Origin of the sequence: Pseudomonas sp. SWI7, from assembly GCF_006351945.1 — a bacterium.
Classification (GTDB): domain Bacteria; phylum Pseudomonadota; class Gammaproteobacteria; order Pseudomonadales; family Pseudomonadaceae; genus Aquipseudomonas; species Aquipseudomonas fulva.
Genome location: NZ_CP040930.1, coordinates 2,247,708 through 2,263,022, shown reverse-complemented (window position 1 = coordinate 2,263,022; position 15,315 = coordinate 2,247,708). Strand labels below are relative to the sequence as shown.

The 15,315-nt window shown below is 63.7% G+C and carries 12 protein-coding genes and 1 pseudogene; 4 read left to right on the top strand and 9 right to left on the bottom strand.

Features of this window, described 5'->3' with window-relative positions; translation table 11 throughout:
- The first annotated feature begins 98 nt into the window (after positions 1-98).
- Positions 99-371, top strand: a complete 273-nt coding sequence (locus tag FH041_RS10380) for a PepSY domain-containing protein (RefSeq protein ID WP_027916528.1) — start codon at positions 99-101, stop codon at positions 369-371.
- Positions 372-431: 60 nt separating this feature from the next.
- Here FH041_RS10380 and FH041_RS10375 read toward each other — a convergent pair whose 3' ends face one another.
- The 8 genes and pseudogenes from FH041_RS10375 to lysA form a co-directional block, all read right to left on the bottom strand.
- Positions 432-680 (bottom strand): CsbD family protein, encoded by a 249-nt coding sequence (locus FH041_RS10375; RefSeq protein ID WP_023533700.1) that lies wholly within the window; start codon positions 678-680, stop codon positions 432-434.
- A 120-nt stretch (positions 681-800) separates the two neighbouring features.
- On the bottom strand, positions 801-1,265 hold the full coding sequence (soxR, locus tag FH041_RS10370; RefSeq protein ID WP_088523048.1) for a redox-sensitive transcriptional activator SoxR: 465 nt from the start codon (positions 1,263-1,265) through the stop codon (positions 801-803).
- Positions 1,266-1,299: 34 nt separating this feature from the next.
- Positions 1,300-2,064, bottom strand: a complete 765-nt coding sequence (locus FH041_RS10365) for a GntR family transcriptional regulator (RefSeq protein ID WP_059183183.1) — start codon at positions 2,062-2,064, stop codon at positions 1,300-1,302.
- An 85-nt stretch (positions 2,065-2,149) separates the two neighbouring features.
- Entirely contained in the window at positions 2,150-3,661 is a 1,512-nt protein-coding gene (locus tag FH041_RS10360; RefSeq protein WP_104926006.1) for an MDR family MFS transporter, read from the bottom strand.
- Positions 3,651-4,796 (bottom strand): HlyD family secretion protein, encoded by a 1,146-nt coding sequence (locus FH041_RS10355; RefSeq protein ID WP_028688155.1) that lies wholly within the window; start codon positions 4,794-4,796, stop codon positions 3,651-3,653. The genes FH041_RS10360 and FH041_RS10355 overlap by 11 nt, the downstream gene beginning before the upstream one ends.
- A 71-nt stretch (positions 4,797-4,867) precedes the next feature.
- Positions 4,868-6,172: pseudogene (locus FH041_RS10350) on the bottom strand (efflux transporter outer membrane subunit).
- A 217-nt stretch (positions 6,173-6,389) separates the two neighbouring features.
- Positions 6,390-7,100 carry a helix-turn-helix domain-containing protein gene (locus FH041_RS10345; RefSeq protein WP_088523051.1) on the bottom strand — a complete coding sequence of 237 codons (711 nt, stop codon included), beginning with the start codon at positions 7,098-7,100 and terminating at the stop codon, positions 6,390-6,392.
- Positions 7,101-7,351: 251 nt separating this feature from the next.
- Positions 7,352-8,584 (bottom strand): diaminopimelate decarboxylase, encoded by a 1,233-nt coding sequence (gene lysA, locus FH041_RS10340; protein ID WP_027916535.1) that lies wholly within the window; start codon positions 8,582-8,584, stop codon positions 7,352-7,354.
- A gap of 124 nt (positions 8,585-8,708) precedes the next feature.
- On the opposite strand from lysA, the gene FH041_RS10335 reads away from it, so the two are divergent.
- Complete coding sequence (locus tag FH041_RS10335) at positions 8,709-9,614, top strand: LysR family transcriptional regulator (protein ID WP_027916536.1); 906 nt, start codon at positions 8,709-8,711, stop codon at positions 9,612-9,614.
- Positions 9,615-9,654: 40 nt separating this feature from the next.
- On the opposite strand, the gene FH041_RS10330 is transcribed toward FH041_RS10335, so the two are convergent.
- Positions 9,655-10,008 (bottom strand): hypothetical protein, encoded by a 354-nt coding sequence (locus tag FH041_RS10330; RefSeq protein ID WP_027916537.1) that lies wholly within the window; start codon positions 10,006-10,008, stop codon positions 9,655-9,657.
- A 77-nt stretch (positions 10,009-10,085) separates the two neighbouring features.
- Here FH041_RS10330 and FH041_RS23010 point away from each other — a divergent pair, with 77 nt between their 5' ends.
- Both FH041_RS23010 and FH041_RS10325 read left to right on the top strand, forming a co-directional pair.
- On the top strand, positions 10,086-10,220 hold the full coding sequence (locus tag FH041_RS23010) for a hypothetical protein (RefSeq protein WP_255212324.1): 135 nt from the start codon (positions 10,086-10,088) through the stop codon (positions 10,218-10,220).
- A gap of 61 nt (positions 10,221-10,281) precedes the next feature.
- Complete coding sequence (locus FH041_RS10325; protein ID WP_059183180.1) at positions 10,282-15,147, top strand: NAD-glutamate dehydrogenase; 4,866 nt, start codon at positions 10,282-10,284, stop codon at positions 15,145-15,147.
- Positions 15,148-15,315 lie beyond the last annotated feature (168 nt).

The following is a 15,315-nucleotide window of genomic DNA, read 5'->3' as shown; positions in this document are numbered from 1 at the left end:
TGAGCCACTCGCGTCCGTGCGGCACTGGGAGGATTGGAATGAACGCGGCGTACCGACTGTCGGTCGCATGTTCACACCCTCCAAGAAGGAAACCTGCAATGAAAGCGATGACTCGACTGTTCACTGGCCTGGCCCTGGTTGGCGCGATGGGCGCTTCTGTTGCCTGGGCCGATCAGCCCGGCGCCGACTGGAAAGTGAACAAGGATCAGGCCGAAGCTGCCCTCAAAGGCGCCGGCTACACCCAGATCACCAAGATCGAAGCCGATGACGGTCATTGGGAAGGCGAGGGGATGAAAGCTGACGGCAAGCAGTACGAGTTCAAGGTCGACCCGCGAGATGGCCGTATCGTCAAGGATGAACTGGATAACTGAGTTCAGCCTGCATTGAAAGCCCATCAGGCCCACGCACCCGCGTGGGCCTGATGCATTCGGTCAGCGGCGCAGCAGACGCGACACCACCATGGCCAGCGCGGCACCGATGGCCACGGCAGCAAACGGCTTTTCCTTGACGAAGGACGAGACGCAGTTCACGGCATCGCCGTAAGTCTTGGTCACCTGGCCAGCAGCCTGACGGCCTTCACCTTCGGCTTCCAGGGCCGGATCGTCGATCAGACGGCCTACAGCGCTCTGGGCTTTACCCGCAATGTTCTCTGCTACACCTTCGATCTGTTCGCGTTTCATGGTTCGGTCATCCTTTCGCTAACGGGATTGGTTAAATAGCAAAAGGTTAGGGCGTTAGCGCCGCCGATTGGTTCCAACCAAAGCGGCGCCAGATACTACCGCGCCGTGCACCTGCTGCGGTTACGTGCCCTCACGCACGTGCCGTTCTAAGATCCTGGGCCCGCTGCCTTCCTCGCCCAGTACATCCTGTGGGTTGCGTAGCGGGCATTGCTCCAGCGACAGGCAGCCGCAGCCGATGCAGTTGTCCAGGTTGTCGCGCAACGCCTGGAGCAGGCGAATGCGCTGGTTCAGGTCTTCTCGCCACGCACTGGACATTTCGCGCCACTGGGCTGCCGTGAGCTTGCTGTTGGGCGGGTAGCGCCCCAGCGCCTGCTTGATTTCATCCAGGGCAATACCGGTGCGCTGGGCCACCTTGATGATTGCCAGGGTGCGCAGCACCAGCGACGGATAGCGGCGTTGGTTGCCAGCCGTGCGCGTGCTGGCGATCAAACCCTTGCTTTCGTAGAAATGCAGTGCCGATACCGCGATACCGCTGCGGCGAGCCACCTCACCTACGGTAAGCATCCGTGTCGATTCTGCTGCCATGCGAGTGGATCTCCAATGGGTGTACTGGGGGGCGTCAGAACGCTGGGGGGACAGCCGCGGCGCTTGCGGGCATGCGGTCGCGACGTAACTGGTTGACCAGGCTGTAGCGATCAGCGGGGTAGAGGTTTTCGCAGACCGCCATCAGGTCGCCGTTTTCCTCGCGGTAGTGGCGCACCACGCACAGCGCCGGTGCCCCCGGCTCGGCACTTAATACACGGGCCTGGTCAAGGGTCAGTGACTGTGCCTGAACGTGCTGGTCGATCACGGCGATCACCCGCTCGTAGTGCTGCTCGATCAGGCGGGCGATCAACTGCTCGGGATGTGCCTGGGCCAGTTCGATCACCTGCGCGTAGTCGGATTGGGCATAGACGGCGCTTGCACACACCACCAAGGGGTGGCCCGCAGAGGTACTGTGCAACGCCTCGATGCAGAAGTACTGTTCCCCTGGCACCAGCCCCAGTCGCTCGGCCTCCTCAGGGGCAGCCACGAATTGGCGAACAGCGCGAATCTGACGCACGGGTGCCTGAAGATGATGCGAGAGCTCTGCCAGGCTCGCTATCGACTGCCGGTAGCCGATCTGAGGGTGGCGCGCCTCGACGCGTGTCCCAATGCGCTTGCGCCGCGACACCAGGCCCAGGCTCTGCAACTGCTCGACCGCCGCGCGAACCGTATGCCGGCTCACACCGTAGAGCGCGCACAGTTCGATTTCAGTGGGCAACAAGCCCCCGACCGGATAGCGGCTGCTGGCGATTGCCTCGATCAAGTCCTTGGCCACAGTGGCATAGCGGGCTTGGTGCATGGGTAGAACCTGTCTGGACGTTGTACAAAGGCGCCAGTGTACCAGCCGTTCGTCGCTCCCGAGCCAAGCGCCCGCCATCGCCTCATTACCCCTTGTGCGACCTCAGCAGCAATGCTGCCACCGCACAGCCGAGCAACGCCAGGCAAGCCAGGTAGAAGGCATCGCTGTAGGCCATCAGGTAGGCTTCGCGGCGGATGGTGCCCGACAACCCTTCGAGCCACTGCTGCGAATGCCAGAGCCATGTCTGCACGGTCGGATCCAGGCGTGTGTGCAGTTGCGGCTCGAACACGGTCACATGCTCATGGATGCGCGCACTGTGCAGGCGTTCGCGCGTGGCCACCAGTTGGGTCAGGCCAGCCGTGCCGATGGCGCCACCCAGGTTGCGCAGCATCGAGAACACCGCCGAGGCCGACCCGGCCTCGCGCTTGTCCAGCCCGGCCACTGCCAGCACGGACAACGCAACCATGATGAACGGCTGGCCGATACCCCGTACCACGGTGGAGGGGATGATCACATTGTCGGCACTGTCGGCCGTCAGGCTGGCGCCCATCCAGCAGCCCAGCGCCATGATCAGGAACCCGCTGGCCACCATGAACTTGGCGCTGGTCCACCGCATCAGGCGCGGCATCAAGGGCGCCAGCAGCAACTGCACGAGCCCGTAGGCGATCAACGCCACACCCACGTCCCGGGCACTGAAGCCTTGCAGTTGCGAGAGGTAGTTAGGTACCAGAAACACCAGCCCGAAGGTGGCCGCCCCGAAGATGAACATCGCCAGGCTGGCCACGCCGAAGTTGTAACGGCCCAGCAACCGCAGATTGATGAACGCGCGCGGGCCGAACAGCTGGGTCGTCACAAACAGCACCAGGGCCAATGCTGACACCACGGTCATGCCCGTAATGAACGAAGACCCGAACCAGTCCAACCGGCCGCCTTCTTCCAGCACGATCTGCAGCCCGCCCAGGCCAATCACCATGGCGGCGATGCCGAGCCAGTCACCGTGGCGCAGCAACTGCAACTTCATCGGCCTGGCCTCGATGGACCAGGCAATGGCGCACAGCAGGGCAATACCAGGAAACAGCTGCAGGTAGAAGATCCAGCGCCAGGAGTACGCATCGGTCAACCAGCCGCCGATCGAAGGGCCCGCTGCCTGCGCCACGCTGTTGGCCAGGCTGAACAACGCCATGCCCATGGCCATTCGGCTGGCCGGCAGTTCGGTGATGATCAGCTGGAACGACAGCGGGATCAGCACGGCGCCGGCGGCGCCCTGGATTACCCGGATCACGATCATGGTTTCAAGGTTCGGCGCCCACGAACAGGCCACCGACGCGATCAGGAAGACCAGCGAGCCCGTCCACATCACCCGGCGCAGGGAGAACACCTCCACCAGCCAGGCCGTCAGGGGGATCATCACGATCTCTGCCACCAGGTAGGCGGTGGATATCCATGACCCTTCCTCGAAGCTGGCGCCCAGCGAGCCGCGTATCTCGGGCAGTGCGGCACTGGTGACGTGCACGTTCATGCCGGCCATGAAACAGCCGAACAGCCCGCCCAGCACAGCCACCCAGGCGCGCAGGGATACCGCTTGTTCAGCGCGCATCGGCAGGCTCCGGCGTGCGCGTGTCGACGGTGGTCACCACCGACATGCCGGGCAGTATCTGCGGCCCGTTTACGGGCAGGTCGAGCAGGATGCGCACCGCAAAACGCTGGACGATCTTGGTGAAGTTGCCTGTGGCATTGTCCGACGGCAGCAACGCGAAAACATTGCCCGAGGCCGGCGAGAAGCTTGCTACGTGACCTTCGAATGCCTGGCCAGGGAAACTGTCCACCTGTACCTGTACAGGCTGCCCTGGGCGCATCCGAGCCAACTGGGTTTCCTTGTAGTTGGCGACGACATAGGCCTGCGCGACCGGCACCACTGCCAACAACGGCTGGCCCGGCACCACGTATTGCCCTGCACGCACGTGGCGCTTGCCCACCACGCCTGCCACTGGTGCGCGCAGCACGGTGTCCTGGGCGTCCTGTTCGGCCAGTCGGCGTTCGGCCCTGGCGCTTTCGAAGGCGGCCAGGTGCTGCTGCAGGTCAGCCTTGGCCTGGGCAGCGCCGGCCTTGGCCATCCGTTGCTGCGCCTGTTGTTCCCGCCATGCTGCCTTCGCCCCTTGCTCGACAGCCTTGGCCTGGTTGGCAGCGGCCAGCGCCTGCTCCAGCCGTTGGGTCGTGGCTGCCTCGTCGCGTACCAGGCCTTGGTAGCGTTGCAGGTCCAGCTGGCTGCGACGACGTTCGGCGCTGGCACTGTGCACGGCGGCCTCGGCCTTGAGGGTGGCCTGCGCCTGCTGCTCGATGCGCTGCACGGCCAGCTCGCGGCGAGCCCGCGCCGCGTCTATGGCCGCCTGCGCCTGATGTTCGGCAGCGCGCGCGCGATCCCTGCGGGCCTGGTAATCGCGATCCTGCAACCGGACCAGCACAGCGCCGGCTTCAACCGGCTGGTCGTCTTCGACCTCCACCGTTGCCACATAGCCCGCCACGCGCGAACTCAATGCAACCCAATCGGCGCGGATGTAGGCGTCGTCGGTACTTTCCAGGTAGCGCCCGGTGGAGAACCAGTAGCCAGCGAGCGCCAGTAGCGCCAGCACGCCCAGGCATGCGGCTGCGCTATAGAGCAACCGCCGTCGTGTGCGAAGGGTCGCCTGCTCGGCAGTCGGGGTTGAGGGGTGCGTTTGTGCAGCAGCGTTCATGGTGGGGTTCCATTGTCCAGTGGAGGCGGTTGCGCTTTGCAAGCGTCGGCGGAGCCTTGGGCGTGCCGGCTTCACCACCCGCCGCCCAGTGCGCGGAACAGGTCGATCTGGGCACTGGCCACCTTGCCGCGCGCCTCGAGGAGCTGGTCATGCAGGGCGATCAGCTCGCGTTCGCTGTCAAGCAGGGCCAGCCCGTCCTGGGTGCCCGCACGGTAGCTGGCCTGTGCCAGGGCGAAGCCGCGCTGGCTGTGCTCGAGCGCAGCCTGCAGCGAAGACAGGTGCTGCTGCTCGCCGGCATGGCGGGCCAAAGCCTGGCGCACATCCTTCAGGGCCTTGAGCGCCACGCTGCGGTAGTGAGCGCGCTGGGCCTACTGCAAAGCCTGGGCCTTGCCCAACCGGGCGCGGTTGGCTTTCAGGTTGGGAAATTCCCAGCTGATCAATGGGCCGACGCCAAAGGTGATGGCGCGGCTAGCCCCCAGGCCACTGATGTGACGGTCAGCGCTAGCCAGTTGGGCGCCAAAAAGAACCTTGGGGTACAGGTCGGCGCGCACGATGTCCGTTTCCAGGCCGGCGGCTTCCAACGCTCGTTCAGCCTGGCGTACGTCGGGGCGCCGTTCGAGCAGGTGCCAGCCATCGCCTGTGGGCAGCGTTGCCGTGAGCGAAGGGATGGCAGCGCAGGGGTGTGTGCGATCAACCGTGGCGTCACCGGCCAGGGTGCTCAGCTCGAACAGCGCCACCTGGCGCCGCGCCTCGAAAACAGGTATCCGGGCGCGCACCTGTTCACGCAGGCCGAGCAGCCGCTCGCCGTCCAGCGCCGTGGCGATGCCGGCCTGACGCTGGCGGTCGCTCAACAGCAGGCTGCGATCAAGGGTGCGCAGGGCTTGCCTGGCCTGGCTCAGGCGGGCGGTGTAGACGCATTGTTCGATGTAGGCACGGCTGGTCTGGGCGGCCACCTGCAGTCTCACGGCATCGTGCGCGGCGTTCGCAGCCTGCGCTTGCGCCTTGGCGCGATCGATTTGGGCTTGCACCTGCCCCCACACGTCCACCTGATACGCCAGCGCCACGCCCGGATTGAAGTGCCAGGAGGCGGAAGCATGGCTGTCACGGGCCTGGGCCAGGGTCTGATCGTCACTGTCCCTGCCGTAGGTTGCAGCAATACCCAGCGAGGTAGCCGGCAGGCGCTGCGCCTCAAACTCGCCGATGCCAGCCAGCAGTGCCCGCACGTTGGCTTCGGCCTGGGCCAGGTCCTGGTTGTTGGCCAATGCGCGCTCCACCCAGCGTCCGAGTTGCGGGTCCTGGTACAACTGCCACCAGCGCTCGGGCAAAGGCTGCGCGCTAACCCCGGCCTGGGTCTCGGCCAAAGGGTTGACCCGCATGGCCGCCGGGGGCTGTTCGGAGGCGACAGGGTGCGTGCAACCTGCCAGCAGGCCGAGCGTCAGCACAGCGCAAAGCTGTACGGGGGAGGGGATCATCAACGAAGTGGGCATCATGAACATCGCTTGTCAGTCATGATGCAACGTTAGCGAGACCGGTCAGGTCAAGGCTGCCGTAAGCGGGACAACCGTGCGCGCCAGCGGGACAATTCGAACCGCTTCAGCGGGGGCGTGCGCTCCCGTCCTGCCAGTCGCTGGGCGCGTATCCCAGAATACGCCTGAACATGGCTGCAAAGGCGCTTGGGCTCTGGTAGCCGTGTTCGAGCGCCACGGTGATGATCGGACGGCCTGCCGCCAGGCACTGCTGGCTCAGCATCACCCGCGCCCGAGCGCGCCACTGGCCGTGGGACATGCCCAACTCGCGCTGAAACAGCCGGGCCACATTGCGCGTGCTCATGTTCAGCGCAGTGGCGCACTCTTCAAGCGAATGCGCCTCGGCGGGTGACCGCAGCATGCGCTCGCACCAGGCCCTCAGGCGCGCGTGCGTCGGCATTGCAACGAACGTGTCGATGCGCCTTGCATGGGCGAGCTCGCCGAGAATGAGCGCCCGTACGTGCTCGCCCTCCCGGACACCGAGCATTCGCGAGGCTGCCAGGATCAATTCACGCAGCAACCCCGTCACCACGATCACCTGGCAGTGGCCGACATGGGGCGCCAGCAGCAAGGAGCGCATGCTGACGACGCCTTCCATGACAATGGCATGGCTGACGCCGGCCGGCACCCACAACGCATTACCCCCATGGATCACCCAGCTTCCCGAATCGGTACTCACATGCACAATGCCACTGGCCGCGTAGATCAGTTGGTCGTGGGCGTGGCAGTGGCTGGCGACGTGATCGCCGGGGGCGTAATCCATTTCGAGTGTCTGCATGTGGGGGATCCATCGTTGGAATGGATCCAATTGTAAAGGGGGATCGTGTGTGGAGGTTGCAAAGGGTGGGGTAGTGTGCGGTTTGAATGTGACTGAATTGCTTGATTCTAGGAAAAGATAAGAATTTATTGCGAGCTATTTGGTTTTCACAGTTCACATTCTATTAACGAGCGAAGTGTGTGGGGAGCACTGGGTGGTCTATCCCCGCAATGCCGGCTCGCCATGGCGGCCGGCATGCAGGGAATTGGAAGTTACAAGCCGGCCTCAAGCGCGAGTAGCGCGTCAATGGTCTGCCGACGTCGGATCAAGCGTACGGCTTGGCCTTCGATCATCACCTCTGGCAGCAAAGGCCGGCTGTTGTAGTTGGACGACATGGAGGCGCCGTAGGCACCGGCATCGTGAATCACCAGCAAGTCGCCAACCACGGCCTGGGGCAAGTCCTGAGGGCAGAGCGCCTGTTCATCCTGAGTGAACACGTCCCCCGATTCGCACAGTGGGCCGGCGACCACGGTCGGTTGCCGCGGGCGGTCTACGGGGTGGCCGTCGGCATCGAGTAGGGTCATGGCATGGTAGGCCCCGTACATCGCAGGACGCATCAGGTCGTTGAAGCCAGCATCGACCAGCACGAATGTGTTGCGGCCCACCTGCTTGACGGCACGGACTTCGGTCACCAGATAGCCCGACTCGGCTACCAGAAAACGCCCTGGCTCGATCTCCATGCGCACCGGGTGGCCGAGCACGGCTTCGATTTCCTGCCGTGCCACTGCCCAGGTTTGCGCATAGCGCTGCAGGTCCACCGGCGTGTCGGTATCGCGGTATGGCGTCGAGAGCCCACCGCCGATCGAGAACGCTTCGATGTCGGTGTCCAGGCGCACGATCAGCTCGATCATGGCACGAGCCACCTGTTCCAGATGGGAGTAGTCAACGCCAGAGCCGATATGCATGTGCACGCCTACCAGGTGCAGGCGATGGGCCCGGATGCAGGCGAGCGCCTGCGGCAGGTCCTCGTGCCAGATGCCATGCTTGCTGTTCTCGCCCCCGGTATTGGTCTTGCGGCTATGGCCATGGCCGAACCCTGGGTTGATGCGCAGCCAGACACGGTGCCCTGGCGAGTGCTCGCCCAACTGGCGCAGCATGTCGATGGAGCCTGCGTTGACTTCGATCTTTTCCGCGACCGCGCGCGCCAGGGTGGCGCGGTCCAGCACGTCGCAAGTCAGCACCACCCCCGCAGGCTCGCCCGCCACACTGGCGCCGGCTGCAAAGGCGCGTTCCATTTCCCCGAGCGACACCGCATCGAGCACCAGCCCGTGCTGGCGCATCAAGCGCAATACCTGCAGGTTGGGGTTGGCCTTCTGGGCGAAGCGTACGGTGTCGAATGGCTTGAGCTGTTCTATCCGGCTGATGATGGTGGCGGCGTCGTAGGCCCACAGGGGTGAACCGTGCTGGCGAACGGCGTCGGCAAGCACAGCGTAAGGATGGTTCATGATCGAAGGACTCGGGACAGGGGGAAGTAGCGAGCATGCCCCCATAGACTCGATTCAGAAAAATAGCTATTTTTGCGCCACCCATTCAGACCTGATATGACCTGTGAATACCGTCGGTGCTGCCATGAAACTCTCCGCCCGCCACATCGAAGTGTTCCGCGCCATCATGGTCTCGGGCAGCGTGACGGGCGCGGCGCGTCTGCTGTTCACCTCGCAGCCGACGATCAGCCGTGAGCTGGCGCGGCTAGAGCACGTGACCGGCCTGCATCTGTTCGAACGCACGGCCGGTCGCTTGGAAGCCACCGCCCAGGCGTTGCTGCTGATCGATGAAGTAGAGCGGGCGTATGTAGGCCTTGAGCGCATCGATCGTTTTGCCCAGGCCATTCGCAATTTTCAGCAGGGCCAGTTGGCCGTCACCTGCCTGCCGTTGTTTTCGCAGACGCTACTGCCCAAGGTCTGCCAGCGTTTCCACAAACAGCACCCTGGGGTGAGCGTGAGCATCGTGGCCCAGGAGTCACCGCTGCTGGAAGAGTCCCTGGCCACCCAGCAGCACGACCTGGGCCTGACGGAGGTCGCGCAGATACCCCGCGGGGCGAGCGGGGAATTGCTGTTCAGCGCCAACATGGTCTGCGTGCTGCCTGAGCACCATCCGTTGCAGGCCAGGTCACGGCTGAGCCTGGCGGACTTCCATGAGATCGATTTCATCAACCTGGCCAGCCTGGACACCTATCGCCAGCGTCTGGACCACCAGTTTCGCGCGGCCGGGGTGAACCGTCGCACGGTCATCGAGACCACCAGCGCCGCCTCGGTGTGCGCCATGGTCAGGCAGGGCCTGGGCGTCGCCATCATCAACCCCCTGAGCGGGCTGGAGGCGGCCCAGAGTGGTTTGCCCATCAGGCCGCTGGAGATCTCGATCGCCTACCAAGTGATGCTGGTCAGGCCAGACCACCGGCCGGCCTCGGCGGCGGTCGAGCCGTTCTGTCAGACACTGCGCGAGCAGGCGCAGGCGATGCAGCGCGCACTGGCCTAGCCCCTGCGGCCTATGGCAAGCCTGCGCAGTGATCGGTGAATTAGAGTTCGCAGATGAACGTGCCGGTGCCGCTCAGGATGTTTTCCAAGGTTTGCCTGATCTCGTCCAGATCGCTCAGCGTGCTGGTCAGGTTGATCTGAAGCACCTCATCACCGCGCAAGGCGTCCCGGTCACCTGCCGCCACTTCGATCAACAGGCCAGTTGCGCTCAAGGTCACTTTCAAGCCGTCCAGGGTCGAGGGCTCATCATCCAGGGTCAGGTCGACCGTGTCTTCGTCGGGGTAGCGGGTCAGCAGGAACATCTGGCCTTTGTCGCTGTGGCAGCACAGGGTGGCCATGTTGTCCTCCTCTTCATCGCAGGGGGTGGCGAACAGCACGGCGGTGTCGATTTGCATGGCGGGCTCGGATCAAAGGAAACGGAAGGGAATTCTGACAGTCTTGCTTACATGCATAAACGTAAAGTTACCGCCCCTTGAACGAAATTGTCGCAGCGCTGCAAGCCTTGATGACCGGTCAGTCGTTAAGCTTCGCCCAGTCCTGGGCGTGCATGCGCACGCTCAACGCCTGGTTTTCATCGTTCGCCCTGCCTGCAATCGTCTATCGTTGATCCCGGCACGGCGCACGCAGCGACGCTTCAACTATTACAAAGCCCAAGCGGAGTACCACAGATGGCGTTCTTCACCGCGGCCAGCAAAGCCGACTTCCAGCATCAACTGCAAGCGGCCCTGGCGCAGCACATCAGCGAACAGTCCCTGCCACAAGTGGCGCTGTTCGCCGAACAGTTCTTCGGCATCATCTCTCTGGACGAACTCACCCAGCGCAGGCTTTCCGACCTGGCCGGCTGCACCCTGTCGGCCTGGCGCATCGTCGAGCGTTTCGACCCCGAGCACCCGCAGGTGCGCGTGTACAACCCCGATTACGAACGCAACGGTTGGCAGTCGACCCACACGGTCGTCGAGGTGCTGCACCATGACCTGCCGTTTCTGGTGGACTCGGTCCGCACCGAGCTGAACCGCCGTGGCTACAGCATTCATACGCTGCAGACCACGGTATTGAGCGTGCGCCGCAACGCCAAGGGCGAATTGCTGGAGCTGCTGCCCAAGGGTACCCACGGTGAAGGGGTTGGGCACGAGTCGCTGATGTACCTGGAGATCGATCGCTGCGCCAACGCTGCGGAGCTGAGCGTGCTGGCTCGGGAAATCGAGCAGGTGCTGGCCGAGGTCCGCGTGGCGGTCGATGATTTCGAGCCGATGAAGGACAAGCTGCGTGAAGTCGTGGCGCTGGTCGAGCAGACCCCGTACGGGCCGGCCCAGCACGAAAAGGGCGAGGTCAAGGCGTTCCTGGAGTGGTTGCTGGACAACCACTTCACCTTCCTGGGATACGAAGAGTTCACCGTCCAGGCCGATCAGGCCGGTGGCCAGATGGTTTACGACGCGCAGTCGTTCCTTGGGCTGCCGCGTCGCCTGCGCGTTGGCTTGACCCCCGAAGAGCTGCGCATCGAAGACTACGCCGTGGCCTACCTGGCCGAGCCGCTGCTGCTCTCCTTCGCCAAGGCTGCGCTGCCAAGCCGGGTACACCGCCCGGGCTACCCTGACTACGTGTCCATCCGTCAGCTCGATGCCTCGGGTAACGTGCTCAAGGAACACCGCTTCATGGGCCTTTACACCTCCACGGTGTATGGCGAAAGCGTGCACGCCATCCCCTACATCCGGGTCAAGGTCGCCGAAGTGGAGCGCCGTTCCGGCTTCGATACCAAGGCTCATCTGGGCAAGGAACTGGCGCAGGTGCTCGAGGTGCTGCCGCGCGACGATCTGTTCCAGACGCCGGTCGATGAGCTGTTCAGCACGGTCATGTCCATCGTGCAGATCCAGGAGCGCAACAAGATTCGCGTCTTCCTGCGCAAAGACCCGTACGGGCGCTTCTGCTATTGCCTGGCCTATGTGCCGCGTGAAATCTATTCCACCGAGGTTCGGCAGAAAATCCAGCAGGTGTTGATGGAACGCCTGAAGGCCAGCGATTGCGAGTTCTGGACCTTCTTCTCCGAGTCGGTACTGGCCCGTGTGCAGCTGATCCTGCGCGTGGACCCGAAGAACCGTATCGACATCGACCCGCAGCAGCTCGAGCGTGAAGTCATCCAGGCCTGCCGTTCCTGGCAGGACGATTTCTCGGCGCTGGTCGTGGAGAACTTCGGCGAAGCCCAAGGCACCAACATCCTGGCCGATTTCCCCAAAGGCTTCCCGGCTGGCTACCGCGAGCGCTTCGCCGCCCATTCGGCGGTGGTGGACCTGCAGCACGTGCTGGCCCTGTCGGAAAGCAAGCCACTGGCCATGAGTTTCTACCAGCCGCTCACGCGGGTTGGCGAGCGCACGCTGCACTGCAAGCTGTACCACGCCGACACCCCCCTGGCGCTGTCGGACGTACTGCCGATTCTGGAAAACCTCGGCCTGCGCGTGCTGGGAGAGTTCCCCTATCGACTGCGCCACGCCAATGGCCGCGAATACTGGATTCACGACTTCGCCTTCACCTACAGCGAAGGCCTGAGCCTGAACATTCAGGAACTCAATGACACCTTCCAGGATGCATTCATCCACATCGTCGGCGGCGATGCCGAAAACGATGCCTTCAACCGCCTGGTGCTGACCGCGGGCCTGCCGTGGCGCGACGTGGCATTGCTGCGTGCCTATGCACGCTACCTGAAACAAATCCGTCTGGGCTTCGACCTGGGCTACATTGCCAGCACGCTGAACAACCACACCGACATCGCGCGCGAGCTTACCCGCCTGTTCAAGACGCGTTTCTACCTGGCCCGCAAGCTGACCCAGGACGACCTCGAGGACAAGCAGCAGCGCCTTGAGCAAGCGATCCTCAATGCGCTGGACGAGGTGCAGGTGCTCAACGAGGACCGCATCCTGCGTCGCTACCTGGACCTGATCAAGGCCACCCTGCGCACCAACTTCTATCAGCTCGATGCCAACGGCCAGAACAAGTCGTATTTCAGCTTCAAGTTCAACCCCAAGCTTGTGCCCGAACTGCCCAAGCCGGTGCCCAAGTTCGAGATCTTCGTCTATTCCCCTCGGGTCGAGGGTGTGCACCTGCGCTTTGGCAACGTTGCGCGCGGCGGCCTGCGCTGGTCGGACCGCGAGGAAGACTATCGCACTGAGGTGCTGGGCCTGGTCAAGGCGCAGCAGGTGAAGAACTCGGTAATCGTACCTGTCGGCGCCAAGGGTGGTTTCCTGCCACGTCGCCTGCCACTGGGCGGCACGCGTGACGAGATCGCGGCAGAGGGCGTGGCGTGCTACCGCATCTTCATCTCGGGGTTGCTCGACATTACCGACAACCTCAAGGACGGTGGCGTCGTGCCGCCGGTCGGCGTGGTGCGTCACGACGATGACGACCCGTACCTGGTCGTGGCGGCCGACAAAGGCACCGCCACGTTCTCGGACATCGCCAACGGCATCGCCATCGACTATGGCTTCTGGCTGGGTGACGCCTTCGCATCGGGTGGCTCGGCAGGCTACGACCACAAGAAAATGGGCATCACCGCCCGCGGTGCCTGGGTCGGCGTGCAGCGTCACTTCCGTGAGCGCGGCATCAACGTGCAGGAAGATCCGATCACGGTGATCGGTGTGGGCGACATGGCCGGCGACGTCTTCGGTAATGGCTTGTTGATGTCCGACAAGCTGCAACTGGTAGCGGCCTTCAACCACCTGCATATCTTCATCGACCCCAACCCGGAGCCGGCGTCCAGCTTTGCCGAGCGCAAGCGCTTGTTCGACTTGCCGCGTTCGGCGTGGACCGACTACGACACCAGCATCATGTCCGAAGGCGGTGGCATTTTCCCGCGTAGCGCCAAGAGCATCGCCATCACGGCGCAGATGAGGGAACGCTTCGCCATCGAGGCCGACCGCCTGACGCCCACCGAGCTGCTCAATGCACTGCTCAAGGCGCCCGTTGACCTGCTCTGGAACGGTGGCATCGGCACCTACGTCAAGGCCAGTGGCGAAAGCCACGCCGACGTTGGCGACAAGGCCAACGACGCCTTGCGTGTCAACGGCAACGAGCTGCGCTGCAAGGTGGTAGGCGAGGGCGGCAACCTGGGCATGACCCAGCTTGGCCGAGTGGAATTCGGCCTGCACGGCGGCGCCACCAACACCGACTTCATCGACAACGCTGGCGGCGTGGATTGCTCCGACCACGAGGTCAACATCAAGATTCTGCTCAACGAGGTTGTGCAGGGTGGTGACATGACCGAGAAGCAGCGCAACCAGCTGCTCGGTAGCATGACCGAGGAAGTGTCCGGCCTGGTGCTGGGCAACAACTACAAGCAGACCCAGGCGCTGTCGCTGGCAGCGCGTCGCGTGCGCGAGCGCATTGCCGAGTACAAGCGCCTGATGGCCGACCTCGAGGCCCGTGGCAAGCTTGACCGGGCCATCGAGTTCCTGCCTTCCGAGGAACAGCTGGCCGAGCGCCTCGCCGCCGGCCAGGGCCTGACCCGTGCAGAGCTCTCGGTACTGATCTCCTACAGCAAGATCGACTTGAAGGAGCAGTTGCTCAAGTCCCAGGTGCCGGACGACGATTACCTGACCCGCGACATGGAAACCGCGTTCCCGCCGTCGCTGGTCAGCAAGTTCGCCGACTCCATGCGCCGCCACCGCCTCAAGCGCGAGATCGTCAGCACCCAGATCGCCAACGACCTGGTCAACAACATGGGCATCACTTTCGTGCAGCGGTTGAAGGAATCGACCGGCATGAGCCCTGCCAACGTGGCCGGGGCTTACGTGATCGTGCGCGACATCTTCCACCTGCCGCACTGGTTCCGTCAGATCGAGGCGCTGGATTACCAGGTCCCCGCCGAGATCCAGCTGACCCTGATGGACGAACTGATGCGCCTGGGTCGTCGAGCCACGCGCTGGTTCCTGCGTAGCCGTCGCAATGAGCAAGACGCTGGCCGTGATTGCGCCCACTTTGGGCCGAAGATCGCCCAGCTTGGGCTCAAGCTCGACGAACTGCTCGAAGGCCCGACCCGCGAACGCTGGATGGTGCGCTACCAGAGCTTCGTCGATGCGGGGGTGCCGGAGCTGTTGGCACGAATGGTGGCCGGTACCAGCCATCTGTACACCTTGCTGCCGATCATCGAGGCGGCTGATGTGACCGGTCACGAGCCGGCGCAGGTGGCCAAGGCGTTCTTCGCCGTGGGCAGCGCGCTTGACCTGACCTGGTACTTGCAGGAAATCAGCAATCTGCCGGTGGAGAACAACTGGCAGGCCCTGGCCCGGGAAGCCTTCCGCGACGACATCGACCTGCAACAACGCGCCATCACCATCTCGGTATTGCAGATGGCCGATGCACCGCAGGACATGGATGCCCGCGTCGCGCTGTGGGCCGAGCAGCATCGGGTGATGGTGGAGCGCTGGCGCGCCATGCTCGATGACCTGCGCAGCGCCTCGGGCCATGACTATGCGATGTATGCAGTGGCCAACCGCGAACTGGTCGATCTGGCCATGAGCGGGCAGGCGACTGTAATGCCGTCCTGAGTCATTGCTGAAATGAAAAAGCCCCGGCCGTAATGCCGGGGCTTTTTTGTGGGTGAGGTGTTGGGCGATTGGTTATGGAATGACGGTCAACGGGGCGCGCAGCGGCCCCAGTCATCTGTGATGCAGAACTCAAGTACCGAGGCCGCTGATGCCCGCCGCCGGCACCGA

Bases quoted from the DNA above. Each gene is read 5' to 3' on its own strand.
- FH041_RS10380 (WP_027916528.1), top strand. From the start codon at position 99: ATGAAAGCGATGACTCGACTGTTCACTGGCCTGGCCCTGGTTGGCGCG.
- FH041_RS10375 (WP_023533700.1), bottom strand. From the start codon at position 680: ATGAAACGCGAACAGATCGAAGGTGTAGCAGAGAACATTGCGGGTAAA.
- soxR (WP_088523048.1), bottom strand. From the start codon at position 1,265: ATGGCAGCAGAATCGACACGGATGCTTACCGTAGGTGAGGTGGCTCGC.
- FH041_RS10365 (WP_059183183.1), bottom strand. From the start codon at position 2,064: ATGCACCAAGCCCGCTATGCCACTGTGGCCAAGGACTTGATCGAGGCA.
- FH041_RS10360 (WP_104926006.1), bottom strand. From the start codon at position 3,661: ATGCGCGCTGAACAAGCGGTATCCCTGCGCGCCTGGGTGGCTGTGCTG.
- FH041_RS10355 (WP_028688155.1), bottom strand. From the start codon at position 4,796: ATGAACGCTGCTGCACAAACGCACCCCTCAACCCCGACTGCCGAGCAG.
- FH041_RS10345 (WP_088523051.1), bottom strand. From the start codon at position 7,100: ATGCAGACACTCGAAATGGATTACGCCCCCGGCGATCACGTCGCCAGC.
- lysA (WP_027916535.1), bottom strand. From the start codon at position 8,584: ATGAACCATCCTTACGCTGTGCTTGCCGACGCCGTTCGCCAGCACGGT.
- FH041_RS10335 (WP_027916536.1), top strand. From the start codon at position 8,709: ATGAAACTCTCCGCCCGCCACATCGAAGTGTTCCGCGCCATCATGGTC.
- FH041_RS10330 (WP_027916537.1), bottom strand. From the start codon at position 10,008: ATGCAAATCGACACCGCCGTGCTGTTCGCCACCCCCTGCGATGAAGAG.
- FH041_RS10325 (WP_059183180.1), top strand. From the start codon at position 10,282: ATGGCGTTCTTCACCGCGGCCAGCAAAGCCGACTTCCAGCATCAACTG.